Genomic DNA, 26,220 nt, shown 5'->3' with positions numbered 1-26,220 from the left:
AACTCGTACCCCGTGACCCGTATTATGGACAACAAATCACGGACACCGAGTCACTAAGAACCAACAACAAGAAACTGGTTTTTATTCCTTCTTGCTGGATATCCTGTATGCCATAACAACCCTTGTCCATGAAAACTTCTTTGCAAGGAGAAAAGGCCTGAAGATATAGTAAAGATAAATTCTCTTTTCTGATTTTGAGGCTCCGTACTCTTTTTCCATAAAATCAAGCGGCGGGAAGAAAATATGCCTGAAGAAAAATTTTAATTTTTCAAAAAAACCCTTTTTGTTAAAAAATAATTCTAGCCCGTCAAGCGGAATTTTAATGTTTTTATCAGCCTCATTAAGGCATTTTGACACAAATTCTGAAAACTCCTTTGCATCTTTGGAAACATTTTCTGAAACTTTATCCACTATTTTTTTTAAAAAATTCTTTCTTATTACTGAATTTGACACCTTGAGAGAATGATAAAGGGCTTCAGATAATTCTGCTCTTTTTGCAGTATGGATTAAGTAATCAACATTGATTCCGCTTTCTCCATACCTCTCAAGTATTGCCGAAATATCGCAGCAGTGGCGCAGAATTATTGTCAGGTCATTGATGTGAGATTTTTTGGATATATGCATTGAGAGGTGGAGAATCATATTCTCCGGAGAAGGTATGCTTGCCTCACTTGAACGGATTTTACTGTGAGAGACATTTTCCCATATCCATTTGCCTTCCGTTTCTTTTTTACCCTCCGGAAAGGGGAGTTTGAAATGCACCTCAAGCGCCACAGGCTCTCCATTCCTGAAAAAAACAGGCAGATGGTTCAGGTTTTTTATGCACCAGTCTTTGTCTCCGGGATGGTCTGACATTTTCCACCCCAATGGTGCGATAACATCCTCTATGCCTGAAATATCATCTTTCTTTATTAAAATATCAATATCGCTCAGATATCTCAGAGACGGGTCTGGATAGACATCTGCAAGCAGGGAGGAGCCCTGTATCAGGATAAAAGGAATATTTTTTTTATTTAAGACCTCAGCAATTTTTTCAAGAGAGAGAAGTATCCATGTATTGCGTGCTGTGTTGAAGTGGTAAAATTTTTCCATCTTGTCTCTCGCGTCCTGAGGAATTTTTGAAAGGAGGCTGAAAGCTCTTAAATGGAAATATATAAATGGCAGTATGCTGTTTCTGAAAGCATTGTTGATGATTTGATCCCAGTCAACAACCCTGTCTCCTATGATTTTTTCAAGGCTTTCTTTTTCGCTCTCATTAAATTTTATTCTGGAGCACAAAAGAATCAGTTGTTGTGAAGGGTTTAGAGTGTAAAAATCTTTTTTATTCATACTTTTAATTTATGAGAAATTCCCCGCTTGGTCAAGAAATGATTATATTGTAATTATATTTTTCTTGTCATAATTTTGTTGATATGGTTAAAAATAAACAGAGCAACACTTAAAATATTTTAATTCTGAAAGCTGCTATCTAATGAAGCTTAAAGTTCTTGGTTGTCACGGCTCAAGATTTCCAGGACAAAAACTTACAAGTTTTTTGATTGACGGAATCCTCGCTCTTGATGCAGGCGCAATTGTTTCTTCCCTCACCCTTGAGGAACAGATGAAAATAAAAGCCATACTTTTAACCCACAGCCATTTTGACCATATAAAGGATATTTTTTTTCTGCCTGATAACCTGATCAGTAGGAAAAGATCTCCACTAAAAGTTTACAGTATCCGGAAAGTAATATATGCGTTAAAAAGACATGCATTCAACAATGTGCTCTGGCCTGATTTTACAAAAATACCTGATACAAAAAACCCTGTCCTGGTTTTAAAAACTATTCCTGAAAACAAAAGGATTCAAATAGAGGGGTTTACTATTGAAGCAATAAGCGTAAACCATTCTGTTCCGTGCGTAGGATATTCAATAACCAAAAATAACAGCACAATAGTTTATTCCGGCGATACAGGACCAACAGACGAGCTATGGGAAAAGATTGGAAATATAAAAAACATTAAAGGAATAATTCTTGAAACTTCTTTTCCTGATAAACATGAAAGGCTTGCAAACCTCGGCGGGCATCTGACTCCAAAGGCTCTTAAAAAAGAGCTTGAGAAAATAGAAACTCTTAACTGTCCTGTCTATATCTCCCACCTAAAGCCACAGTTTAAAAACAATATTATTAAAGATATCATGAAACTAAGGAATAAAGACATCAGAATATTGCAACAAGGGAAAACATACAATTTTTAGCTGTCTTAATTCTTTACTCTTACCCCTTAACTCTAAACCCTAAACCCTGTTTTTCATTTATCAACAACAATAACCACTTTCCCTTGCTTCAAAAACCCGCTATTTTTTTCTTCTTTCATCAGTTTTTTTGAATCATCAGTATTTATAACAATATTTGTTTTTTCTTCTCCTTTTACTGCAACAGCTCTTAAAACAAGTGGTTTCGGGCTTACTCTTTCATCCTTTCTTGCGCTTTTTAAATCCTTTGTGTATCTTACCATTCCTTGCTCAACCGCATAGGGATAATCTACTTTTGAGTAATTATATATTAACTCATCTTTTTCATTAAATATCTTTGGGAAAAGAGCAGGCTTTGCTTCAAGGTTTCTTGCATCAATGATGATGCCTGAATACAAGCTGTCTGTTTTTGCCTTTTCAGCAGAGAGTTCTTTTCCCTCAAAAGGGGGAAATCTCTCTTTTTCTGATTCTTTAATTTCTGGCTCAGAAGCAAATGGGTAAACTGTGTCTGCAAGCATCCCGTAAATTTTAAGCTCAAGGGTTGCCCTTGCCCTGTTGTCAGCAATAAAGTCTGTCCTTGCTTTTGAGACAAATGATGCTCTCTTCAGGTTTTCTTCTGCCATGTCCCAGCTTTTTGCAATATCCTCTATTGATAACTTTGAATCAAGCCGGACAGATTTTACTATTTCAATAAGGTTTTTCCTTGCATCAAGAATTGCCACTCTTTTTGCAAGTTCCCTTGCAAGATTTTTGTCTGCTACATCATTAGGAGCATATCCATCTCCCCATGCAACAATAACCCCTTTTGTCCAGTTTATTTTGCCTGTCTTGAAATTCTGCACAAGGTCCTTTGAATGGCAGGGTTTTTGGAATGAAAGAAATATAGCAACAGCAGCAAAAGATATTAGCAGAAATAGCGTTATTTTTTTCATAAAATAAAACTTATTTAAATCAAACCTGAATTTTAATTAACACTATGTATGGAAAAAATCAACCGGAAAGAAGTTTTATACTATATCCACCCCTTGACTGCTCAAGAGTTCTCCTGTAATCCTTTATTGATATTTTTTTCTTCATGGCAGTGGAATCTGGAGGAAAAAATTCCCTGTTCAGCCTGTATTTTGCAAGCCGAATGGGGAGATAAAGTTACCGGTATTAGGTACCCATTGGATTAATATCGGGCAAACCGGCTATGGTGCTGTTTGTTGCATCAAAACCTTCTTCTGTAAAGGTGATTGTGTATGCGCCGTAACCTGCTGGTGTGCCTGTACGGGTGAGCGTAAGAGTCCACGAGTCTTTAAGGCTTCCTGTAGAACCACCCTGAATTGACCCTACTGCGAAATATTTTGCAGGACTCATCTTTATATCCAGTGAGGTTATTTCATCAGCGTATGTGCCTTGTCTGGTATGATATCTTTCCTGAGAAGCTCTTACTGCTGCAAGGCAGTGTTGGTCTCTGGCGTCTGTCTTCTTTACGCTGTTCAAAAGGTGCAATTTTTGTATGTTTACTCAATTAAAAATTAACTCCTTGAAATAAATTGGAATGAAATTGTTTCATAATTGTCAGAAGTTTTTCAATAAGATTTATCAAAGTTTCCTGAAGCAAGCTTTGGGGAATGCTCCCGCTATGCATTTTCGCTGCAGGAGAATTGGTCTGAGTTAAGTCTATCTTAACAATTCGCAGAGAAATCTCTTTAATCTTTCTTCATATTTCTTTTACTGCCATTGATACAGTTTCTATCTCTTCCTCTGTATTGAAAAAATTCACGGAGAAGCGCATTATGTTTTTGCTCGGGAAAGAGCGGCATATTATTTTTTTTTCGCTGCATAAACGGTTTACTATCTCAGAAGATAGTTTGTCGCTGACAGTTATTGAAACCAATCCTGAGTGACAGATTCCTCCATCAAAGGGAGACAGTATCACTGCGCCCGGAATTCGTTTCAGGGAAGAAATTAATTTAAAAGAAAGCTTTTTTATCCTTTCTTCAATCTTTTCTATTCCTATTTCTGACAAAGAATCCATTGCCTCGCCAAACCCTGCAAGGAGCGCAGTGTTCTTATCCGCCATTTCAAAGCGCTTTGCTGAGTCGTGGAGAGCCATTTCTTCTTTTTCAAAATTGAAAGTCTTTACTGATCTGTAGCCTGCATTTATACAGCTCAGTTTATCTATCAAATTTTTCCTTACATAAAGAGCGCCTGTTCCTTCAGGTCCCATCAGCCATTTCTGCCCCGGCACTGAATATATATCACATTCAAGCTTTTTCACATCTATTTCAATCTGCCCAGCAGACTGCGCTCCATCGACAAGGAAAAGCGCTTTTGTTCCTTTCATTGCCCTGCTTATTTTATCAACAGGAAGCCTGAAGCCTGTCATGCATGATACATGGCTTAGACAGATAAGCCTTGTTTTCTCAGTAATGGATTCTTCAAGCCTTGTTAAAAAATCATTCTCGTTGTTTCCTATCTTTGCAACTTTTACCTTTATACCATATAGATTTCTCAGGTGAAACCATGGGACAACCCCTGCAGGATGTTCTTCATCAGAGATTATTACTTCATCTCCTTTTTTCCAATCAATGCTTGCAGCGATTATGTTTATGCCGTTTGAAGTATTGTCTGTTAATGCTATTTCTTCTTCGCAGGCATTAAGAAGCTGTGCAATTTTTTTTCTTGTGTTGTTTCTGATATCCTCACGTATCTTTAAAAGCTCAGGATTTGCAACGCCCTGCTCGCACTCAATCTTAAATATTTCATCAATCTTTTTTTGTACGCGCAGAGACCTTGGCCCACACCAGCCGGTATTCATATAGATGTAGTTTTTTGTGACAGGAAATTGATTTCTGAATTTTTCCCATTTCATAATCATATGCCCAGTATCTGATTCTTTAAAATATAGTATGCAGAGATGCTAAAAGTCAAAGATTAAAGTGGCTAAAGAAAAATTCTTGACTTTAAAGTTGGTATGCAATATTTAGTATTTCAATAAATTATAAAGATGAAGGGATAGGAATGAAAAAATTAAGATTAGCTCTGATATTAATATTTATTTGCATTTTTGGAATATATTTCTTCCACAACTCTTTTGCAGCAGATAGCACAGTTGCAAAAGAAAAAGGAGGGAAAATAACTGCATCAGACAAAAAAAGCTCCTCTCATCCTACTACAGAAATTTCCATGACATGTTCTGAATGCCACGAAGTTGATTACGATGCAAAATCCACTGCAACCCGCATGTGGATAAACAACTACAAGCAGATGACAAGGGATGAAATATGGAAAAAAATTGCTGATTTCCTTCCCTACAGACAGCGTTTTGTCATGGCAACAGTTGGAGGTTCATGGTGGAACCCTTATCCAACTGCAACAACAGCGGATTTCACCCTTGTGCCGGATGAGCATATAATCATCTGCTCAAACGAAAAGGGAACAGAGAAACTTGCCCAGCTTAAAAAGAATCCCTATGTGAGCTTGGTTCATTTTGAGGGCTCAATTGAAGGCCCAAATCCGCCTGAGAAACGCTGGTGGAAAAGTGTGCAGATATTCGGCAAGGCAACAATGTTCGATTCTGATGCAAAGGAATTTGAGGAACTTAGCAAGAAATATGTTTTTTACAGAGTGCAAAGCGACAGGGCAAAAAAAAGAATGGTGATGACAAAGATAGATATTGAAAGAGTTATTTACTTTGATTCATCTTTAATGAAAGAAGGATATTCCCCTTATCAGCTCTGGGAGAATCCTAATTTTAAGAAGTAGGTTGGTTGCACTCATAACATAGTAAACTGATTTCTAATGCTCAGGAATCGCTGAACTAAAAGGTAAGACCTTGAGCCAGCGCGCAGAGGCACTAATCAACATTGCCCACCAAAAATTCAGGGATGAACTCCTTGAAGAATGGAAAAAAACAAACCGTTAACATCTCTCTTAATTATTGTTTGACTAAATTCGTTTTCTTTAATAAAAGATATCAAAATGTTATCTAATGCGGGCTGAAAGCAGTCTGTATTGATTAAATTTATTGATGAATAATTCTCTAAAAAAAGAACTAAAAGAATTTGCACTGGAGAAACTCGGTGTTGATGAAGTCGGGATAGCCTCTGCTGATAATTACAGCAATGAGGATTGCGAAAGAATCAGGATTATGAGAGAGGTTTTTGCCAAGTCAACACCAATTGCAGGGGGAGATGCAAACATCTACCAACCTGAGGATTTTCTTTCTGGTGCAAAATCAGTTATTGTTACAGGAACTAATTCATACTTTGGCAAAGGTTCTGATATGGAAAAGGCAAAAAGGAGGCTCCTTGGTTATGTGGAAGAAAGCCATGTTGATTCGGATTTTTTAGGTAAAAGCGCAAAGAGGTCTTCTGAAATAGAAGATTTTTTAAAAAAAAGGGGCTACCAGTGCTCTTCTCTTGCAGCAGGAGGTTTCCCGATAAAGTTAAAGGCATCAGAATGTGGTGTTGGAAGATACGGAAAAAATGCAGTTATCCAGAACAATAAGCTCGGTGCATGGATTTCCCTTTCTGCTTTTATAACTGATGCGGAAATGGAGCCTGATGAGCCATTAAAGGATGGCTGCGGAGAATGTACTCTCTGCATTGAAGCCTGCCCGACAGGAGCGCTTGAAAAACCATATTTTTGTGATGTGAGAAAATGTATTGACTTTAATTTTGGACATAACAAAGGATATCTCCCGAAGGAAATCCGCGATGCAGGAGGCAACCTCCTTGGCGAAGGGTGCAGGATATGCAGAGACGTCTGCCCCTATAACAGGAACCTGAAACCTGTTGAGCACGGAAATATTCCGGATGATATTATTTCGCCTGAACTGACATCAATACTTTCTATTTCAGATGAGCAATGGGAAAACAAATATGCCCCGACACTGTTCGGATTTTTCCTTGTTGAGAAAAAATATCTCCAGAGGAACGCTGCAATAGCACTTGGAAATTTTTCTGATGAAAGGGCGACTGCTTCGCTTCTTGACGCTCTTGAAAATGGCGAGGATGTTGTAAGAGAATATTCTTCTTGGGCACTTGGTAAAATCAAGGGTGCAGGCTCAAAAACAGGGCTTGAAAAGGCTCTGAAAAAAGAGCAGGATGCGGGTGTTAAAAAAGAAATCAAAGACTCTCTGGAGTCTATGAGTTGATATAATATTGCACAAATTTTAAACTGTTAGAAGTCGTAAGCTGTTAGTTATAAGTCATAGGTTGTAAGTTATAAGTTAATTATCTGTCAGAGGAGGGGTTATGGCTAATGTAATTCATTTCAAGCCTGATAAATGCACAAGCTGCAAGAGGTGTGAGACAGCTTGTTCTCACAAGTATTTTAATGTGTTCACCAATCAGCTTTCAAAAATCAAGTGCGTAACATTTGATGAGGAAAATCTGTATTTTCCTGTCACCTGTTTTCAATGTAATAATCCGCCATGTCTTTCTGCCTGTCCGGTTGATGCAATTTCAAAGGACAAAGAGACAGGGATTGTAACAATTGATCAGGATACATGCACCTGCTGCGGGGCCTGTGTTGAGGCATGTCCTGTAAAACATATATTCCACTATGATGATTCTGGGCATGTGATTAAGTGTGATTTTTGCCAGGGAAATCCTGAGTGTGTGCTTTTCTGCAGGGACAAGGCTTTGGAGTGGAGAGAGATATCAGATGAAGAGAAGGCTGGAAGGGATAAACTTTTTTCTGATCTAAGCTTAAAGCTTGAGGGGGTGAAAGAACTATGAAGGGATGGGTTGGAAAAATATTAAGAATAAACTTAACTAACAAAGAAATAAAAATAGAAGATTTAAATCAGTCTCTTGCCAAAGATTATATTGGGGGAAGAGGGGTTGCGTCAAAAATTCTGCTTGATGAGGTTGACCCGAAAGTTGATGGTTTGAGTCCTGAAAATAAACTGATATTCATAACCGGTCCGCTGACAGGAACAGGCGCTCCCTGCGGGGCAAGGTTCATGGTTGTAACAAAATCTCCCCTGACTGAATCGATTGCCTGCTCAAATTCAGGAGGGTACTGGGGACCTGAACTCAAGGCTGCAGGATATGACGGAATAATCATTGAGGGTAAAAGCGAGAAGCCTGTCTATCTCTGGATTAAGAATGACAGGGTTGAAATAAAAGAGGCTTCAGGCGTCTGGGGAAAGGATGTTCACAGGACAGACGACATTTTAAGAAAAGAAACGGATTGCAAGGCAAGGGTCGCCTGCATAGGTCCTGCAGGAGAAAAACTTGTTCTGATTGCCGCTATTATGAATGACAGGAACAGGTCTGCGGCAAGGTCCGGGGTCGGCGCAGTTATGGGTTCAAAAAACCTTAAAGCCATTGTTGTAAGGGGAACAAAGGGATTTGGAGTTGCAGATGGCTTCAGGGACAAAAATCTTGAAATCTCAAACCTCTTTGCAGGAGACCTTGCAAAAGGTTACGGAATCCTTGGCACGACAATGGCTGTTGATATATGCAATCAGGTCGGAATTCTGCCTGCGAACAATTTCAGAGAATCTATTTTTGCAGGCGCGCCAAATATAAGCGGTCAGGCAATAAGAAAAAATATACTGGTGCGAAAAAGAAGCTGCCACGGTTGTGTTCTTGGCTGCGGAAGGGTTACAAAGGTAACTGACCCTGATTTTGCAGGAATGGGCGAGGGACCTGAATATGAAACTGTTTATGCCTTTGGTTCAACCTGCATGATTGATAACCTGAGCGCAGTGGCAAAGGCAAATTACATCTGCAATGAACTTGGGATGGACAGCATTTCAATGGGTGTGACAATCGCCTGCGCAATGGAGCTTTTTGAAAAGGGTTATATAACAGAAAAAGAAGTTGGCATGAACCTGAGTTTTGGCAATGCCAAGGCAATGGTTGAGATGGTAAGGAAAACAGGAATGAGGGAAGGCTTTGGGGACAAACTTGCTGAAGGAAGCTTCAGGCTTGCTTCAAGATACGGGCATCCTGAGTTTTCGATGACATCAAAAAAACAGGAGATATCAGCCTATGACCCGAGGGGTTCAAAAGGGATGGCGCTTACCTATGCAACAAACCCCAGAGGCGGAGACCATACAAGGGGTGCAACAGTATTTGCAGAGGTTTTCGGAATTCCCAAAAAAGTAAAATCCAAAATAATTGAAGGCAAGGCGGAAATTGCAAGAGAGCTGCAGGATTTAGGGGCAGCAAACGACAGCAACGGTGTCTGTATGTTTGCAACTGTTGTTGTCAGCCATGAACCATTTGTCAATCTCTTGAATGCCGCAACAGGAGAAAACTTTACTCTCAGAGATTACCAGCTTTCAGGTGAAAGAACATGGAATATTGAAAGACTGTTTAATGTCAGGGCTGGGCTTAAAAGAGAGGCTGATTCCATTCCCAAGAGACTTCTTGAAGAACCTGTTCCTGATGGTCCGACAAAGGGAGAAGTTGCAATTCTTGAGCCAATGCTTGATGATTACTACAAAATCAGGGGATGGGACAAAGATGGTGTGCCAACTCAGGAAAAGCTTAAAGAACTGGGGATAATATAAAGGGTGCAAAAAAAGTTTCAGGTTTCTAGTTTAAGGTTTAATGTTAAAAATTGAAATGTTTCTATATTCATTAGTTTTAGTTCCAAAACTTTAAACTTGAAACCTGAAACTAAACCAACCTCTTTATTTTTTAAGAAAATATGCCTCAAACCAATACCAGAGTATCTTTTTTTAAAGATAAAGGTATCTTTCTTCTTATTGTCCTTTTTTTTATCATTTCAAGACTATGGGTGCTGGACAGGGGAATCTTCATGTGGAATGATGAAGAACTCTACAATGGCACTATTGCCATGGAAATTCTTCAAGGCTTAAACCTGCCCCTCCTTGACTACCAGTATACTCCTCATAATGGAGGAACAATAGTTGTCGGAGTTTTAGCAGCAGTTTTTTTCAAGCTTTTTGGCAATTCCTACTTTTCTCTTAAACTTGTGGCTCTGTTATTCTCCACCCTGAGCCTCATTTTTTGCCTCATACTCCTTAACCTCTACTTCAGCAGGAGAACTGCCATTATTGCAGGTTTATTTTTCCTCTTCTCGCCCTCCACATACACAGAATCAACCCTTATTGCTTGGGGAGCGCATGCTGAGTCAATCTCTCTTTCAATGTTCACTATCTTGATTTTTTATGAAATTTTCTTTTCAGGAAAAAGCTACTATCTTGGCAACCAGAAAAAATCTTATCTTTTGTTTATTGCCTTTGGATTATCCTGCGGCTTCTCCCTGTATTTTGCATACATTACTTTATACTGCCTTATTTCATGCCTTTTTTTCTGGTATCTTTTTGACAAAATGTTCTTTTTGAAAAAATATTTTTTAATCTTCTCAGTCTCGTTCCTTGCAGGATTTTCTCCATGGTTATATTATAACTGGATCAATTCATTTAAAGGGATGAACATAGTCAAGAAATACTGGGGATATCCTGAAGCTAAAAATCAGGTTTTTGAAAAAGCAGTAAAATATTTTACCTATGACCTTCCGGCGCTTTTTGATTTTCACCAGGCAAAAATTTTTGGAATTGCCGTGCTTCCTTATTTTTATTACTTTATTTTTCTGACAGCATTTTTTTTTATTCTCTACATTGAGAGACATTCGTTCATACAATTGATAAAGGCATTACCACCTTCAAGAAAATACCGTCTTATTCCAGAGAGTTTTTCAAAAGAACTTTTTTTTCTTGCTGTTCCTGTTATTTTCTCAGTTATGTTTTTCTTAAGCAATGTATCAATCTTTTCTACTCTGGAAGACAGATATCTCACATACAGGTACTTTATTCCTCTTTATCCGTTCATCTTCATCATTTTTTCCTTGTTTTTTTCTAAGTTTGACATCAAAGAATCAAAAAATATTCCATTAATACTTCTTCTTATAATACTTCTTTTCTTAGGTCTTTTTGGCAGCGCAAAAATTCCTTCTTATGACAGGATACCGACCTATCGCAACCTCGATGGATATTCTTATGAAAGGCTCGGTTGGACAACAGTTACAAAGTTTGATCTTGACTATAAGAAATACTTTGAGCTTGGAGATAAGATTAACCCTGTTTTCAGACATCTATATTATCACGGGATAGGATGGAGCGTAGGAGGAAGGGGACTAGTGTGGGTAAAAAAATTTAAAGAATTTAAAAATATCTATAAATTAGCAGAAGATGTCAACCCAAAACACAGAAGCTACTATTACCAGGGCATTGGATATAATGTTGGATTTAACTCTGTGTATAACCAGTATGAGAAATGTATTAAAGGGATAGAGAAGATAGATGAAAAGTACAAACCATATGCCTATCTTGGAATGTCAATTGTAATAAATGAAAACTGCCGTGAAGATACTGATATTCCAAGAATTGTTTCAGCAGTTGATGAAAAATACAGAAGATTTTTCTATATTTCCCTTGGAGAATATTATCTGAAAAAAATGAGCCTTGATTCATTTGAACTTGCAATTGAAAAAACAGATAAAAAAAACCAGTTTTATCTATACTATGAAGCCGGAGCTTTTCTTTTTAAATATTATTCACATTATAAAACCGACGATTTTGAAAAAACAATGAAATGGTTTTTTGTTCCGGCAAATTTCAGAGACGCTTTTTATGAGGGCGCTGGCTCAGCAATCGGGTTTTACTACCGCAACAGAGCAAATTCAATAAGGGATGAGATTGATAAACTTGAGAGCAAAGAGAGAATCTCAGCTTACAGAGGTCTTGGAAGGTATATGGCTGAAAGATATGGCTTCCATTTCTCTGAAATATTTAAATTTTCCAATTCATTAAATAAAAAGTATCTTCAATATTTTTATGAAGGGGTTGGCGCCCGGATAGCTTTTAGATTTGGTGATAATGAAAGTGACGCAAATTCAATATTAAAGGAATTAGACCCTTTATATAAACCATTAGTAGAAAAAGGGTTTAAAGAGGAACTGAGCTCCATATCAGGGGAGGCACTATAATTTTTTTAATATATTTTTGATTACCAGCTTCCATGGCATGAGGACGGATTCAAGGAGGACTTTTTTGTTTATCTTAGATTTTCCTATTTCTCTTTCGACAAAAATTATGGGTATTTCCTTAATCCTAGCGTCAAGCTTATACGCTCTATATACCATTTCAACAAGAAAAGCATAACCCTCTGACATTATATTATCAAGATTTATTTTTTCTAATATCTCCCTTTTCCAGCATCTATAGCCAGATGTAAAATCAGATATCTTTATCCGTATGATAGCTTTGATATACATATTTGCCCAAAGACTTAACATCAATCTTTTCAAAGACCAGTTTACTATGCTTATTCCTCTTGTATATCTTGAACCAATAACCAAATCATTTTCAGAAATTGCTGATAGGAAGTCTTTAAGATAGATTGGTTGATGTGATAAGTCAGCGTCCATAGTGAGAATTAGATCATAGCCATTCTTTAAACCAAACTTCATTCCAGCAATAGAAGCGCTTCCAAACCCTCTTTTCCCTTTTCTATGGATTAGATATACCTTCCCTTTGTATCTTGAAGAAAGCTCATCAATTACTTCAGCAGTCCCATCCTTAGAGTCATCATCCACAATAACGATATGAAAATCATTATATAACCTCATTATTTCATCCACAAGCTGTCTAATATTCTTTCGTTCGTTAAATGTCGGTACTATTATAAGAGGTTTTGCCATAAGCTTAGAGAATGTGGTTTTGAATAAAGGATAGTGTTCTTGCAATCAGAGGAAAGGTGCCAACTTTTAATGTCTTTACTCTTTTTTCCATTGACGGTTTCATAAACTTAACTATAAATTTAAAAACCTTAGATCTGACAAAAAGATGGTCAGGATTCATTACTATCGAGGTAAAATATAAATCAGACAGCCATTGTCTCTTTTTTCTATCTGCCCAAGGGATATCAATTTTTAAATAGTTATGCCAACTATAATTTCCCCATTTTTTTAAGGTATCAGGTGGAGTAAAGCCTTTTTTCAGACATAAAGAATATAAAGCGGTTCCTGGAAAAGAGACAAAAGGTTTTATTGAACCATATATCACATTTGGATTTTCTTCTTTTAAACGGAATACAATATCTATGGTATCTTTAATGTCAGCATCTGTTTCATCAGGGAATCCAACTATAAAACTATAAGAGGGTTTTATATTAGTTTTATACATATGACGATTACATTCCAATAGGTCCTCCTTGGTAAATCCTTTATTCAATAATTTTAATATTTTCTCTGATCCGGATTCAGAACCAATATTAAAAATCTTGCATCCATACTCTTCCAAAAGTTTTAAAAAGTTTAGGTCCATTTGAAGCACGGTTTTGACATGAATACCAAACACAGACCAAGTAATACCTGGGTTTTTTTCATACATCTTTGTGATTATCTCTTTGCCCCTCTCTATGTCAGCAAAGAAATTATCATCCATAAATTGGATATGCTCTATTCTATAACTCTTTATAAAATTTGTTATTTCATCTAAACATCTCTTTACAGAGAAACCCTTCCATTTACAGTCAAAGAACTTTACATTATAGCAGAAAGTACACCGATTTGGACATCCTCTTGAAGTAAAAACACTGAGTGTCCTACCATAATTCCCATTTTCTATATATTTATTGATATCTATAAGCTCATATGGAATGGGGGGCAATCTTGTTATGTCAACAGGTACTGGTGGAGGTCCTTTCTTTATTTTTCCATAATCTTTGTACCATATCCCAGGAATATTTTCTATAGAGGCATTTGATGAAAGCTTTTTGAGAAGTTCATGGAATGAAATATCTCCTTCACCCTCTATTAGTATATCTACCAATGGATCTTTAATTGTCTCCTCAGGCAAAAAGGTTGGATGAACTCCACCCAAGACAACAGGAATTGATGAATGTTTTTTTACAGTGCTTGCTATTTCAAGAGCTGAAAGAATCTGCTTTCCAGTAAGAGAGGTTACTCCAACACAAAGAGGATTGCTCTTAATTCCCTCAAGAAGAAGTTGTTTCCATTTTTTTTCAAACCTTTGGTCTATTATCTTAATATTGAAATCTTTAGATGCATAAGATGAGACACAGAGTAACCCCATTGGCATGGTCTTATCTCCTACAACCTTGAGACCGAGTGGATTAACCAATATTACATCAGGCATTCTTAATCTCCAGAAATAGATAAGTTATAAAAAATTAGAATGGCAAAAAATATATAAAATCTTTTTTATCTATTTTTTTATTTCAAACAATATTTTTTGTAGAATTTCAAGGAAAAGTTAACAAGACTATCATTTTAAGCTTTCTTTCGGAGAAAGTCTTTAATTTATTTTTGTATGATTTTTCTTTTTAAAAAACAGCCAGTTTTTATCACCCCTTTCCTTTGGCTTGAGCTTTATGAGACAATAAACCCCGTAGAGTTTCTTTCCATTAATATTAAAGATGATTCTATCATCTTTAATCTCTTCTAACTCATAACTTCCCTTATCCCATATCTGAACAGTTCCGGCGCCATATTCTCCTTCAGGGATTGTGCCTTCAAACTGCTCATATCCGACCGGGTGCTCTTCTGTCTCCACTGCAAGCCTTTTTGTTCCTTCTTCCTTGGGTGGTTCCTTTGGAACAGCCCAGCTTCTGAGCACTCCATCGATTTCAAGTCTTAAGTCATAATGAAGGTGCAATGCATCATGTTTTTGAATTGCATAAATCAATTTCTGAGAAGGATTTCTCTTTGCTTCTCCCTCCGGTTCCGGGGTTTTGCTGAACCGCCGTTTTTTTTTGTATTCCTCAAGAGACATAAGTTTTTAACTCAAACCCTATTTTTCAATTACATCAAAGCTGATAACATCTATAATATTTGCCTCTTTAAAAAGCGTTCCAATGACCCTGACAATTTTGTTCTGATATTTTTCATTTTTGATTAAATCAGAGGTTTTGTCGTTTTCTATGAAGCTGTAGACATTTCCTTCATAGGTTCTAAGCACATTCTGATGGCCGTACTTTTCACACTGTGAATTAGCCCGAAGTTCTTTTTTAAGTTCACAAGGCAGGCATATTATTTCGCCTTCAAGGGTAAGCCTTTTTGTTTCCTCTTTAACGGGAACAGGTTTTCTGAGGTCAGGAATGTTTAATGTTTTCATAACGCCTGATTGTCCGACGCTTCCAGATTCAAGGGCTATTGGAAAAGAGGGCTCAGTTCTGTCATACATATCTCCATTCAGGCATGATGAAAGCCCCATTGCAGAAAAAAGAAATAGAATTGCTAACATGCTTATTTTGTTTTTTATACCCATTTTCTTTCTCCTAATCTAAATTTGTAAACATTATACCATTTTTGAAATTTATAATAAAGCTTTTCTTGATAAAGAAATGGCGGATAGGAGGTAATGGAGGGAAAAAAGGGTTTTAAAGTAAAGAGTAGCGAGATATTAAAAACTTTTTTGCCCGCTACTCTCTACTTGTTTCCGGTTACTTTTTAAAAGGCTTATTTTGACTGTGGAGCCTGCTGGGGTTGGGGGTTAAACCAGTAAGGACCCGGGCAAAACCATCCGGTACCTCCCTGTGGCTGGGCATATCTGCCACTGCCCCTGCCATAACCCATCATACCTCTGCCGCCAGAGTATCCGCCACAGCATCCACCCGGAACAAAATATCCCTGAGGAGTTTCTGGATAGGGTTGAGCCTGTTCCTGTGATGGCTGAGCAGTTTCTTTTTCATCTTTCGCAATTGCATAATCTATCACACCCCATGCAATCAGCCCCATTATCAGCAGTAAAACTATTACAGACTTTTTCATACCATTCACCTCCTTAAAAAAAAGCTAACAATTATTTAAGACGAGGCAGGTGAAAGAAGGTTCCAAAAAAGTTCAAATAACAAAGGAACAAAGTTCAAAATGGCTATTACCATTTAGGATTATTATTGAATGCCAAAGATACGGTTATGAGAATCCTGAATCTGCTGGAGTTCTTCTTGAGACAGTTCCCACTCTCCTGCACCTGCATTGATTTCAATCTGTTCAGGTGTGCGGGCACCAACAAGGGCACTTGTAATTCCAGATTGCTGTGTTACCCAGTTTATTGCTATGTGAGCAAGAGGTTTCCTGTGTTTTTCAGCAATTTCTTTCATCTCTGAAATCAGATTCTGGGTTTTACTCCAGTAAGGTTCTTTAAAGAAGGCATAGAAAAAGTTTCGTGCGTCCATCCCGCCAAAGCTCTGAGGTTTTTTATATTTGCCTGTAAGTATTCCTCCTCCTATTGAGCCATAGGTTAGAACTCCAATATTTTTTTCTCTGCAAAATGGTAAAAGGTTCTTTTCGATGTCTCTTTCAAGCAGGGAATAATGGGGCTGCACGCTTACAAGAGGGGTTGTTTCCATGGCTTTTTCAAGGAGCGGAACATCAAAGTTAGAAACTCCTATGTAGCGGATTTTTCCCTGAGACTGCATTTTCAGAAGCTCATTCATTGAATCTTCAACAGGGGTTGACGGGTCAGGCCAGTGGCACTGGTAGAGGTCAATCGCATCTATGTTCAGGCGTTTCAGGGAATTTTCAATTTCCATTCTGATAAACTCAGGTTTTAAATTGAAGGCAAAACCGCTTCTCCTGTCTATCCCGCATTTTGTGGCAATGATTAGCTGTGAGCGTTTTCCCCTGATAGCTTTTCCAACAATCTCTTCTGCATGGCCGTTCCCATAAGCAGGGGCTGTGTCAATGAGATTAATTCCTGAGTCAATGGCTTTGTGGATAGTGGCAATGGATTTTGCATCATCAGCCTTGCCCCAGTTTTCTCCACCCATTACCCATGTTCCCAAGCCAATGACTGAGACTTTGAGGTCGCTTTTACTAAGTGTTTTGTAACGCATCTTTTTATCTTACTATTTTTTCAGTCCATCTGCAATTCTGTTTGCATCAGATTCAGGTATGTCCCCTATTATGACAAAACGTATCTCCTTGTCTGTAAAAGCCATCACCCTTTCCTGCCTTCTGTCCAGAAGTTCACACTCACGGGGGGAACATCCCATCCCGCGCCCTCTTCCCATACCCATTCTTCCCCTCCTTCCCCGGAAAAATCCCATTCCTTTATCTTTACTGCATACAGGGCAGTCTTTTTTTCCTTCGAAGATTGAAATACTGTTTAGTCCATCAAAGAACCTCATATGTGCCATATCAACTCCGCAACCGCACTGATATACGTAACAGCCTTCAAGCACATATCCTTCGGGTATAGAGTAAGGAATAACTACTTTAAATCCAACAAGCTTTGAAAGGTCTTCTGGAGTAAAGTTTTTCTTTTTTGGTTCAGAAACAGTTCTTACAGACATTCCCTGAGGAGGCATGAAAAAGCTGTCATTTATAACCGAATTGAAGTTTATCTTTTTAAAATATGTGAGGAATATTAAGTTTCCGCTGCTACTGTACTGTTCTGACTTCAGTATTGTACCGGTTTTATCATCTATCCAGAGTTTCTTGGAGGGTCTGTCAGGGTATCTGGAGTCGACTTTTACCAGAGTTGCATCTCTTCCTGAAACAGTCTCTTTTCCCGCAATCTTAGCTTCATAATTTGAGAAGAGAAGGCTCTGCTTTGTTTTTTCCAGTTCTTTTTTCTGAGGAGATATTTCTTTAATATAGACTATGTTTTCTGCGGGTGAGAATTCTATGGATTTATCTTTTGTTGTTATAACTATCATCTGCAGAATATTTCCTGAAAAATATTCCATACGGGTCTTGCCCGGTCTTTTCCAGAAGACTTTTACATTGTTTGAAAACTCATAAGGTTTCATAAGTGATGCTGTATAGCAAAAGCCGGATAAATCAACCATTCCTTCTGTTTCAAGGGCTTTTTTTAAAATCTCATTTCCATCCTCACACCTTGCCGGTATGTGTGTGTAAAAGGTAATTGAGAGGGCAATTAAAAAAACTGTTATTTTCTTCAATATAAATTTCATTTTTCTATTCTCTCGTTTGCATATTTGATTGCCATTATTCTGTTAATGGCTATTTTATCAGCAAGGGGGTCCTGCGCAGAGAACGAAATATATTCATTGAAATAACTTTGGTTTTCTTTCTCCGGAGTCTGGTATCTGTATTCTGTAAAGAAATAAATCCCGCTAACAAACAGTACTATAATTGCAAATACTGAAACTGCAGGGAGAGGTTTTAATCTGATTATTTCCCATATTCCTGAAAACCCGGTCCATCCCTTAGCTCTCCTTAACATTTTCCTGCCTATATTTATTTTTGAAAGAACTCCATTCCACATACCTGCAGGCGGGGATTCGCGAGGCAGTTTTTTAGCAATTTCCAATGCCTTCTCTATTGCTTCAAATTCACTCCTGCATACAGGGCATTCTGAAAGATGCCTTTCAATCTTGGTCTGTAATTTCCTGCTCAAAGCGTCTGCAGAATAATAATAGAGTTTTGTCTTTACCAGTTTGCAATTCATTCTTTTATTTCCCTAATCTGCGTAATCTTACTTAAATTGCCATAATCATCATTTAAGATAAGGTTTTAGTTTTTTAACAAGCGCTTCTCTTCCCCTTGCAAGTCTTGATTTTACTGTTCCCTCTGACAATTGTAAGATTTTTGCAATTTCCTCAACCCTCAGAGATTCAAAATGGTGAAGCAGGATTACTTCTCTGTGGATGCTTGTAAGGGATGATAAAGCATCAATGGTTATTTTCTTCAGCTCTTTATCCAAAACCTCTTTTTCTCCATTCCACGATGAATCAGGTATCTGATTTTGTCTTGTATCTTCATCAGAATCAGTTTTTATTCCACTATAAGACCATTTATCCTCTCTTCCTGATTTTAGTTTGTCTCTGATTGTGTTTATTGCAATTCTCATTAGCCATCCCTTGAATGCATCATTTTCCCTTAGCCTCCTGATGGATACATATGCCTTTGCAAAGGATTCCTGCGTTAACTCTTCAGCATCTTCCCTGTTTTGTACCATACGCAGGGTAAAGTTATAGACCTTTGACTGATATTTTAAAAAAAGCTTTTCAAAGGCTTTTATATCTCCATCCTTTGACCTTTGGACAAGCAGAGAATCATCAAAATCTATCAAAACCAAACCCTCTGGCAGAGTTTTTTTATTAAGATAAGACGATTGTTTTTTTGAAACAGTTCCATTATTTTATCTTATATTTTAACCTTTCTACAACCAGAATCTTTAACCCTCCTGCAGTAAACAGAAAAGCGAGAAATTCTTTTGATTAAAAAAAACAAAAGAGGTATATTCTTTCAAACATGAATATAATAAGTTTTTATATTTTAACCACTGCCAGGGAGGAAACCAGTATGATTAGACTCAAAGGGAAACTGATTGGAAATTATAATTATACTTATAGTTACAAGGATACAAAAGTCACACATAAGATTAAAGAATATTATAATGCAGAAAATAAAATAAGGTATGTGGAATTAAAGAAGGAAACAAAGAAAGGCAAAAATTTTGTGAGGCTTCCCAAGAGTATCTGGATTACAAAGGACGGTTACCCGCCCCTGTCAACAGATGGGGCTGCAAAAGTAGCACATGGAAAAAAGCTTTCGCTTTTTTTTGCAGGGCTCCCTACAGTCCAGAGCAAAGAGCATATTAAAATTTTTGATGATGTTCTGAGAAATGAGCTAAGGAAAATAGGGCTGGATTATAACCAGCTATCAAAAAGCCTTAAAGAAAGACCAGTGGCAAAGGAAGTTGGAATAACAGGATTTATTTATCAAAAACCCGGAGAGATTAATAATAAAATATCAGATAAATTTCTGCCAATGGTCCTAAAAGCATACAGCAGGGTTCTTGAGTCAGAGCCGGCAAAGTGCCCGGTACATCTGTGGAGAGAAAGGATAATAGGAAAACAGGCGATAGTTGAATTTCATCTTTTTAAGGATGAAGGCTTTGATGTGCCTCTTTCTGCCCAGCGTGCTTTTTTTACGATGATGATGGATGATAGGGAGCCAGAAGAATAAATTTGTTTGAAATTTGGTGCTTGTGATTTGGAGCTTAGATATATACATTAGTTTAAATGTATTAATCTGTGTAATCCTTTTTAAAGGAGGGACTGGAATGGAAAATAGACTTTCTCAAAACAACAAAAGACCTGTAGCGATTACTATAATAGCAGTTGCTTTTATACTCTGGGCGTTGATGGTTTTTCTGGATTTTTCAGAGATTATTCCCCAGATGAGCCCAAAGATGAACGGGAAATCAGTAAATGTAATACTCGGGTTCAGAATCTTTGGAATCCATGCAAAGATTACAGATGTTATTCAGTTAATCTTGATAATCACTATGATATACGGACTTTTTGCAATGAAAAAGGTAGGATATTTCCTGACTTTTGCTTATATGATTTATGCTGTTGTCAGCACCCACTCATGGGCTTTGATGGCAACAAGCACCTCAACTAAAACAAAGCTCATGTATGAAATTATAGGAATATTTCTTGCCGGAGCAATATGTGTGGCTCTCTATAATTACCGCAAGAGGTTTTCGTGATTATCCAGAAACCTCTCTGCATCAATAGCAGCCATACAGCCTGAGCCGGCGGCAGTTACTGCCTGACGGTAAACATGGTCCTGTACATCACCTGCGGCAAAAACTCCGGGAATACTTGTTTTTGTCCCGTCATGGGTTACGATATATCCGCCCTTATCAAGCTCCAAAATTCCCTGAAACAGCTCTGTGTTCGGCTTATGGCCTATGGCAACAAAAATTCCCTGGCAGTTTTTTACTGAAACTTCATTTGTCTTAACATTCTTGAGCTTAACACCTGATACGCCGGTTTCTTTATCTCCAACAATATCCTCAACAACAGTGTCCCATATAAAACCTATCTTTTCATTCCTTACCGCCTTATCCTGCATAATCTTGCTTGCCCTGAGTTTGTCTCTTCTGTGGATGATTGAAATTTTGCTTGCAAATTTTGTTAAAAAAACGGCTTCTTCTATGGCAGTATCCCCTCCTCCGACAACAACCACCTCTTTTCCGCGGAAAAAAAAGCCATCACAGGTTGCACACGCTGAAACACCTCTTCCCATCAGTCTTTTTTCTGCTTCAATCCCAATGAGTTTTGCAGTGGCGCCTGATGCAATTATGAGTGCTTCTGCGAGGAAGAGAGAGTCATCTGCAAAAATTTTAAATGGACGTCTGCTCAAATCTACCTTTGTTACTTCCTTTTCAATGAATTCAGTGCCAAACCTTTCTGCTTGCTTTCTCATTGCACCAACAAGGTCTGGACCTAAAATTCCGTCAGGAAAGCCCGGATAGTTCTCAACATCGCTTGTTATTGTCAGCTGTCCTCCGGGTTCTCTTCCTGAAATTACAAGGGGTGAAAGATTTGCCCTTGAAGAATAAAGTGCTGCTGTTAAACCGGCAGGACCTGACCCTATGATAATTACTTGATAAGTTTTTTCTTTTTTTTCTGCTTGTTTCAATCCAAAGATTTCATCAATCTTTCCAGCCCTGTCAAATTCTTTTAAACCATCATAACCGCCAACATGGAGGTTTCCTATAAAAATCTGAGGAACAGTTTCCCTTCCTGTTCTTCCTTCTATATCTTTTTCCAGAGCCTCGTTGTCAGTTATATCAATTTCCTTAAAGGAGAGACCTTTATTTTTAAAAAGGTCTTTTGCCATATTGCAATAAGGACAGTTGATTCTCGTATATATAATTATCTCCGGCATATTTGCTCTATTCCTTCTTTGATAACTCTTTTTTAACTTTATCCAAAACTCCGTTTATGAATGAAGGGGATTTTTCTGTTCCAAATTTTTTTGCAATTTCTATGGATTCATTTATTGTTACATCATAGTCTATGTCATCAAAAAAAAGAAATTCGCTTATACCAATTCTTAAAATATTTCTATCTACTGCAGACATTCTGTCAAGTTTCCAGTTCTCAGAAACTTTTTTAAGATGGGAATCAATTTTGTTTTTATTTTCAAGGGTGTTTCTGATTAATTTTTCAGCAAACTCCCTGCTCTGAGAATTGAAATAAGGATTTAGGTTTTTCCAGAAAGAAGACAGCTTTTCATCAACAACATTCTTTGTCAGCTTATCTTTGTTAAAATCGATTGCGAAGAGAAATTGCAACGCATATTCTCTTCCTGTACGGCGAAGACCCATAAAAATACCTCTTGCTGAAAAAATAAAAAAAGGGGTCGAGGGGTTAAAATTTACACTTGAACCCTCGAACCCTAGAATCCTAGAACCCTTTTATATGGCTTTTAAGACATTTGCCATTTCAATTGCTGATATGGCTGCATCCCATCCCTTGTTTCCAAGTTTTGTGCCAGCCCTTTCAATTGCCTGTTCAATATTATCAGAAGTTATTATTCCGTAGGCAATAGGGACACCAAGCTCAAGCTGGATAGATGCAATTCCTTTAGTAACTTCAGAAGCAACATACTCAAAATGGGGGGTTTGACCCCTGATTACTGCTCCAAGACATATAACGGCATCATACTGCTTTGTCTGGGCTGCTTTCTGAGCTATTAGCGGAATTTCAAAAGATCCGGGGACTTTTATAATAGAAATATGCTGGTCGCTTGCCCCGTGCCTCAAGAGACAGTCAAGGCATCCCTCAAGGAGTTTTGCTGTAATGAATTCATTGAACCTGCTTGTGACTATTGCAAATTTCAAACCTGATGCATCAATTTTTCCTTCGATAACTTTTGGCATAATATCTCCTCTTGTAATGATTACACAGATTTTTAATAAGATTATAGAGATTTTAAATTGTTTAAATTTCCATTTTTATAATCTGTGTAATCTGTTTTTAATTTGTTAATTTCCCGTGGTCTTGCCACTGGGTTTCTTTTGTGCCGTCATTCCCACTAAAGTGGGAATCCAGAAAAAGAATAAAGGCTCTGGATTCCTGCTTACGCCTGCCTACCGCAGGCAGGCAGGAATGACAGACTCGTTCTGTTTTCTAATTTTTGATACCCTGCGGTCTTGCCGCAGGGTTATTCATTCTGCGTAATCTACAATTTAAATTTTATCAAAAACGTGACCCAGTTTTTTCTGCTTTGTCTTAAGGTATTTCAGATTGCTTTCTCTTGGAGCTACCTCAGTGGGGACCCTTTCTACTACTTCAAGACCATAGCCGTGGATGCCTATTATTTTCCTTGGGTTGTTTGTAATGATTCTGATTTTTTTAAGCCCTAAATCAACCAGTATCTGAGCCCCAATTCCATATTCCCTCAAATCAGGTTTGAAACCAAGGTGCTCATTTGCTTCCACAGTATCCATTCCCTGGTCCTGAAGCTCATAGGCTTTTATTTTATTAAGCAATCCTATCCCTCTTCCCTCCTGGTACAAATAGAGGATTACCCCTTTTCCTTCCTTTTCTATCATAGCCATTGCATGACGAAGCTGTTCTCCGCAGTCGCATCTTCTTGAACCGAAAACATCCCCTGTGAGGCACATAGAATGAACCCTTACAAGTATTTCACTCTCTTCATCAATCTTTCCCTTAACAAGAGCAATATGGGTATGGTTGTCGATTATGCTCCTGTAAGCTATTGCTGTAAAATTTCCAAAATCTGTGGGGAGTATTGTCTGGGCTTCTTTTTTTATAAAAGATTCATTTCTTAACCTGTACTGAATCAGGTCTTTTATAGTGATTATCTTGAGGTTATGTTTTTTTGCAAATTCCATAAGCTCAGGAACCCTTGACATTGTCCCGTCATCGTTCATTATCTCGCAAATAACACCTGCAGAATAAAGTCCTGCAAGTCTTGCAAGGTCAACTGCTCCTTCTGTTTGCCCGGAACGGACAAGCACTCCGCCTTTTGCTGATTTCAGAGGGAAAATATGTCCCGGTTTTGCAAGGTCAGCAGGTTTTGTATTCGGGTCTATGGCGGTCAGAATTGTTATAGCCCTGTCAGAGGCAGATATGCCGGTTGTTACATTTTTCTTTGATTCAATGGAAACAGTAAAGGCGGTATTAAAAGCAGAGGTGTTTTCTGATACCATTGGGTGAAGCTGAAGCTCCTCACATCTTTCAGAGGTTAAGGGAAGGCATATAAGCCCTCTTCCTAATTTTGCCATGAAATTGATGGCTTCAGGTGTTACTTTTTCTGCAGCCATTGTGAGGTCTCCCTCATTTTCCCTGTCCTCATCATCGCAGAGAATCACCATTTTCCCCTGTCTTATATCTTCAATAGCTTCTCCGATGGAATTAAACTTATATTCATTTTTATCTGTTTTATTGCTCATTATTTTTCTCCACAGTAAACTCAAATTTTCTGAAATGCGGGGTTAGAAAACCCCGCCTATTGACCTGTCTGCCGACAGGCAGGTAGGCAGGACATTCTTGTCCTGCTGATTTTCTTAAGCAAACCCGTGCTCTTTCAGATAGTTGAGGTTTAATTTCCTGTTTTTGAGTTCATAATTGCCATCAAGCCTTCCTAAAAACTTTTCTATATATTTCCCAATGACATCTGTTTCAATATTAACCTCATCACCTATCTTCTTCATTCCTAAATTTGTAATCTGAAGTGTCAGGGGAATAATGGCTACAGTAAAGCTGTTGGAATCACATCTTGCAACAGTAAGGCTTATACCGTTAACAGCTATTGACCCTTTTTTTACAACATACTGCATTATTTCCTCTGGAACAGATATTGTTATTTCTGCTGATTGGTTTGAAACTGTTTTTTCTGCTATACTTCCCTTTCCGTCAATATGCCCTGTTACAAAATGTCCTCCAAGACGGTTGTTCATTTTCAGTGCTCTTTCAAGGTTTACTTTTGACCCCGGGTTTAACTCTGAAAGAGTTGTCAGTTTCAGGGTTTCTTCTGACAAATCAGCAGAAAATTCCTTTCCTGATATGTTTTTTACAGTAAGGCATACTCCGTCAACTGCAATGCTGTCACCTATGCCTGTTCCTTCTATTATTTTATTTCCCTGCAATGTAATTTCTTTTCCGTTGTTGCCGGGTTTAATAGAGGCAATTATTCCGGTTTCTTCAACAATTCCTGTAAACATTTGTTTCTCCGTAACGCTTTATGATTAATAGAGATAAATTAGTTTGTCAACTGATTATTAGGAAAAGGGGACGGTTGTACTAGCTCAATAATTCGGTAACTTTTACCCACTCACTTCCACGATGAGCCAAAATACCAAAGATGATTTAGACCTGAAAAAATAAATCTAAAAATGCGTAAATTGTCAGGAAAAAATTGAGCTTATTAATTGTCTTGACAAGTTGAGAGAATGGCATATAAAAACAGGCGCTATGAATCACAGAGAACAGGAAATTCTATCTGCAGCAGCAAAAATTTTCAGAAAAAAGGGGTATCAGAGGGCAACAATTCAGGATGTTGCTGATGAAGTCGGACTTCTGAAAGGAAGCATCTATTACTATATAAAGAGCAAGCAGGAGCTTCTCTACAAAATTGGCATTGCCCCTCTCAAAGCCACAACTGACGAGCTGAAAGAGATAGTCAGCCGCGATATTCCTCCTGAGGAGAAACTAAAGGTTGCCATAAAGACAAGGCTTCGGGCTTTTGATAAATTCTATCCGGAAATCCTTGTTTTTCTCCATGAGAAATTTGATGAGCTTTCAGAAAAGGAACGTTCGTTTTTAAAAAAGGGACAAAAGGAAGACGAAGAACTCTGGCGGAAGATATTGTCTGAGGGAAGAGAGAGGGATGTTTTCAGAAAAGATATGGATTTAAAAATAACGGCGCAGGCAATCATTGGCATGTGTCACTGGATCTACAAGTGGTACAAGAAGGACGGAAGAATGACAACAGACCAGATAGCAGAGGTCTTTTCTGAATTTGCGCTTAATGGAATTTGCAAGAGGTAAAAATGAGTTCAATACTTAAGGGAATAAGGGTTCTTGACCTGACAAGGGTAATAGCAGGACCTTTCTGCTCAATGATGCTCGGAGATTTAGGGGCTGAGGTCATTAAGATAGAGACTCCGGGCGGAGGCGACCCCTCAAGGTCTCTGGGACCGCCATTTTGCAAGGGAGAAAGCGGGTATTTCATGACCCTGAACAGGA

27 protein-coding genes and 1 pseudogene (1 of these 28 cut by a window edge) are annotated in these 26,220 nt (G+C 37.9%); 10 read left to right on the top strand and 18 right to left on the bottom strand.

Annotated elements, in window-relative coordinates:
* Window positions 1-81 precede the first annotated feature (81 nt).
* A complete protein-coding gene (locus A3H37_10325; GenBank protein OGL49491.1) occupies window positions 82-1,329 on the bottom strand; it encodes a hypothetical protein in 1,248 nt (415 codons plus the stop codon).
* Between the two features lie 142 nt (window positions 1,330-1,471).
* On the opposite strand from A3H37_10325, the gene A3H37_10320 reads away from it, so the two are divergent.
* The gene (locus A3H37_10320) at window positions 1,472-2,236 is read left to right on the top strand and encodes a hypothetical protein (GenBank protein ID OGL49490.1); all 765 of its coding nucleotides are present in this window, start codon (window positions 1,472-1,474) and stop codon (window positions 2,234-2,236) included.
* Window positions 2,237-2,289: 53 nt separating this feature from the next.
* On the opposite strand, the gene A3H37_10315 is transcribed toward A3H37_10320, so the two are convergent.
* The 3 genes from A3H37_10315 to A3H37_10305 form a co-directional block, all read right to left on the bottom strand.
* Window positions 2,290-3,165: a hypothetical protein gene (locus tag A3H37_10315; GenBank protein OGL49489.1), complete on the bottom strand. Its 876-nt coding sequence runs from the start codon at window positions 3,163-3,165 to the stop codon at window positions 2,290-2,292.
* 223 nt (window positions 3,166-3,388) lie between these two features.
* Window positions 3,389-3,727 carry a hypothetical protein gene (locus A3H37_10310; protein ID OGL49488.1) on the bottom strand — a complete coding sequence of 113 codons (339 nt, stop codon included), beginning with the start codon at window positions 3,725-3,727 and terminating at the stop codon, window positions 3,389-3,391.
* Between the two features lie 211 nt (window positions 3,728-3,938).
* Window positions 3,939-5,099, bottom strand: a complete 1,161-nt coding sequence (locus tag A3H37_10305; protein ID OGL49487.1) for a hypothetical protein — start codon at window positions 5,097-5,099, stop codon at window positions 3,939-3,941.
* A gap of 143 nt (window positions 5,100-5,242) precedes the next feature.
* Between A3H37_10305 and A3H37_10300 the strand changes: the two genes are divergently transcribed.
* The 5 genes from A3H37_10300 to A3H37_10280 all read left to right on the top strand — a co-directional run bounded on the left by A3H37_10300 (window position 5,243) and on the right by A3H37_10280 (window position 12,196).
* Window positions 5,243-5,986 carry a hypothetical protein gene (locus A3H37_10300; GenBank protein OGL49486.1) on the top strand — a complete coding sequence of 248 codons (744 nt, stop codon included), beginning with the start codon at window positions 5,243-5,245 and terminating at the stop codon, window positions 5,984-5,986.
* A gap of 265 nt (window positions 5,987-6,251) precedes the next feature.
* Window positions 6,252-7,379, top strand: coding sequence for a hypothetical protein (locus A3H37_10295; GenBank protein ID OGL49485.1), 1,128 nt, complete (start codon window positions 6,252-6,254; stop codon window positions 7,377-7,379).
* A 100-nt stretch (window positions 7,380-7,479) separates the two neighbouring features.
* Window positions 7,480-7,965, top strand: a complete 486-nt coding sequence (locus A3H37_10290) for a hypothetical protein (GenBank protein OGL49484.1) — start codon at window positions 7,480-7,482, stop codon at window positions 7,963-7,965.
* Entirely contained in the window at window positions 7,962-9,752 is a 1,791-nt protein-coding gene (locus tag A3H37_10285; protein ID OGL49483.1) for an aldehyde ferredoxin oxidoreductase, read from the top strand. The genes A3H37_10290 and A3H37_10285 overlap by 4 nt, the downstream gene beginning before the upstream one ends.
* A gap of 140 nt (window positions 9,753-9,892) precedes the next feature.
* Window positions 9,893-12,196, top strand: a complete 2,304-nt coding sequence (locus A3H37_10280) for a hypothetical protein (protein OGL49482.1) — start codon at window positions 9,893-9,895, stop codon at window positions 12,194-12,196.
* Here A3H37_10280 and A3H37_10275 read toward each other — a convergent pair.
* From A3H37_10275 to A3H37_10235, 9 genes are all read right to left on the bottom strand, one after another.
* Entirely contained in the window at window positions 12,191-12,910 is a 720-nt protein-coding gene (locus A3H37_10275; protein ID OGL49481.1) for a hypothetical protein, read from the bottom strand. The genes A3H37_10280 and A3H37_10275 overlap by 6 nt on opposite strands.
* A 4-nt stretch (window positions 12,911-12,914) precedes the next feature.
* Window positions 12,915-14,369 (bottom strand): hypothetical protein, encoded by a 1,455-nt coding sequence (locus A3H37_10270; protein ID OGL49480.1) that lies wholly within the window; start codon window positions 14,367-14,369, stop codon window positions 12,915-12,917.
* A 159-nt stretch (window positions 14,370-14,528) separates the two neighbouring features.
* Window positions 14,529-15,005, bottom strand: coding sequence for a 3'-phosphoesterase (locus A3H37_10265; protein ID OGL49479.1), 477 nt, complete (start codon window positions 15,003-15,005; stop codon window positions 14,529-14,531).
* A gap of 18 nt (window positions 15,006-15,023) precedes the next feature.
* The gene (locus tag A3H37_10260; protein OGL49478.1) at window positions 15,024-15,500 is read right to left on the bottom strand and encodes a hypothetical protein; all 477 of its coding nucleotides are present in this window, start codon (window positions 15,498-15,500) and stop codon (window positions 15,024-15,026) included.
* A gap of 191 nt (window positions 15,501-15,691) precedes the next feature.
* Window positions 15,692-16,003 carry a hypothetical protein gene (locus A3H37_10255; GenBank protein ID OGL49477.1) on the bottom strand — a complete coding sequence of 104 codons (312 nt, stop codon included), beginning with the start codon at window positions 16,001-16,003 and terminating at the stop codon, window positions 15,692-15,694.
* Window positions 16,004-16,125: 122 nt separating this feature from the next.
* On the bottom strand, window positions 16,126-17,070 hold the full coding sequence (locus A3H37_10250; protein OGL49476.1) for an aldo/keto reductase: 945 nt from the start codon (window positions 17,068-17,070) through the stop codon (window positions 16,126-16,128).
* A gap of 12 nt (window positions 17,071-17,082) precedes the next feature.
* Window positions 17,083-18,153, bottom strand: a complete 1,071-nt coding sequence (locus A3H37_10245) for a hypothetical protein (GenBank protein ID OGL49475.1) — start codon at window positions 18,151-18,153, stop codon at window positions 17,083-17,085.
* On the bottom strand, window positions 18,150-18,650 hold the full coding sequence (locus A3H37_10240) for a hypothetical protein (GenBank protein ID OGL49474.1): 501 nt from the start codon (window positions 18,648-18,650) through the stop codon (window positions 18,150-18,152). Before A3H37_10240 ends, A3H37_10245 begins: the two co-directional genes overlap by 4 nt.
* A 48-nt stretch (window positions 18,651-18,698) precedes the next feature.
* Complete coding sequence (locus A3H37_10235; protein ID OGL49508.1) at window positions 18,699-19,253, bottom strand: hypothetical protein; 555 nt, start codon at window positions 19,251-19,253, stop codon at window positions 18,699-18,701.
* A gap of 203 nt (window positions 19,254-19,456) precedes the next feature.
* Between A3H37_10235 and A3H37_10230 the strand changes: the two genes are divergently transcribed.
* Together A3H37_10230 and A3H37_10225 are read left to right on the top strand one after the other, a co-directional pair.
* Window positions 19,457-20,173, top strand: coding sequence for a hypothetical protein (locus A3H37_10230; GenBank protein ID OGL49473.1), 717 nt, complete (start codon window positions 19,457-19,459; stop codon window positions 20,171-20,173).
* A 97-nt stretch (window positions 20,174-20,270) separates the two neighbouring features.
* Window positions 20,271-20,702, top strand: coding sequence for a hypothetical protein (locus A3H37_10225; GenBank protein ID OGL49472.1), 432 nt, complete (start codon window positions 20,271-20,273; stop codon window positions 20,700-20,702).
* On the opposite strand, the gene A3H37_10220 is transcribed toward A3H37_10225, so the two are convergent.
* From A3H37_10220 to A3H37_10200, 5 genes are all read right to left on the bottom strand, one after another.
* Window positions 20,681-21,658 (bottom strand): thioredoxin-disulfide reductase, encoded by a 978-nt coding sequence (locus tag A3H37_10220; GenBank protein ID OGL49507.1) that lies wholly within the window; start codon window positions 21,656-21,658, stop codon window positions 20,681-20,683. The genes A3H37_10225 and A3H37_10220 overlap by 22 nt on opposite strands.
* 238 nt (window positions 21,659-21,896) lie before the next feature.
* The gene (locus tag A3H37_10215; GenBank protein ID OGL49471.1) at window positions 21,897-22,331 is read right to left on the bottom strand and encodes a transcription antitermination factor NusB; all 435 of its coding nucleotides are present in this window, start codon (window positions 22,329-22,331) and stop codon (window positions 21,897-21,899) included.
* A gap of 90 nt (window positions 22,332-22,421) precedes the next feature.
* Window positions 22,422-22,886, bottom strand: a complete 465-nt coding sequence (locus tag A3H37_10210) for a 6,7-dimethyl-8-ribityllumazine synthase (GenBank protein OGL49470.1) — start codon at window positions 22,884-22,886, stop codon at window positions 22,422-22,424.
* Between the two features lie 309 nt (window positions 22,887-23,195).
* Window positions 23,196-24,425, bottom strand: coding sequence for a bifunctional 3,4-dihydroxy-2-butanone 4-phosphate synthase/GTP cyclohydrolase II (locus A3H37_10205; GenBank protein ID OGL49469.1), 1,230 nt, complete (start codon window positions 24,423-24,425; stop codon window positions 23,196-23,198).
* 114 nt (window positions 24,426-24,539) lie between these two features.
* Window positions 24,540-25,196, bottom strand: coding sequence for a riboflavin synthase subunit alpha (locus A3H37_10200; GenBank protein OGL49468.1), 657 nt, complete (start codon window positions 25,194-25,196; stop codon window positions 24,540-24,542).
* A gap of 220 nt (window positions 25,197-25,416) precedes the next feature.
* On the opposite strand from A3H37_10200, the gene A3H37_10195 reads away from it, so the two are divergent.
* Together A3H37_10195 and A3H37_10190 are read left to right on the top strand one after the other, a co-directional pair.
* Window positions 25,417-26,022: a hypothetical protein gene (locus A3H37_10195; protein ID OGL49467.1), complete on the top strand. Its 606-nt coding sequence runs from the start codon at window positions 25,417-25,419 to the stop codon at window positions 26,020-26,022.
* A gap of 2 nt (window positions 26,023-26,024) precedes the next feature.
* Window positions 26,025-26,220 (top strand): annotated as a pseudogene (locus A3H37_10190) (hypothetical protein) (it continues 998 nt past the right edge of the window).

Source organism: Candidatus Schekmanbacteria bacterium RIFCSPLOWO2_02_FULL_38_14 (assembly GCA_001790855.1).
In the GTDB taxonomy this organism is placed as follows: Bacteria; Schekmanbacteria; GWA2-38-11; order GWA2-38-11; family GWA2-38-11; genus 2-02-FULL-38-14-A.
Note: the sequence above shows the minus strand (reverse complement) of the source record. Positions and strands in the feature narration are given on the sequence as shown.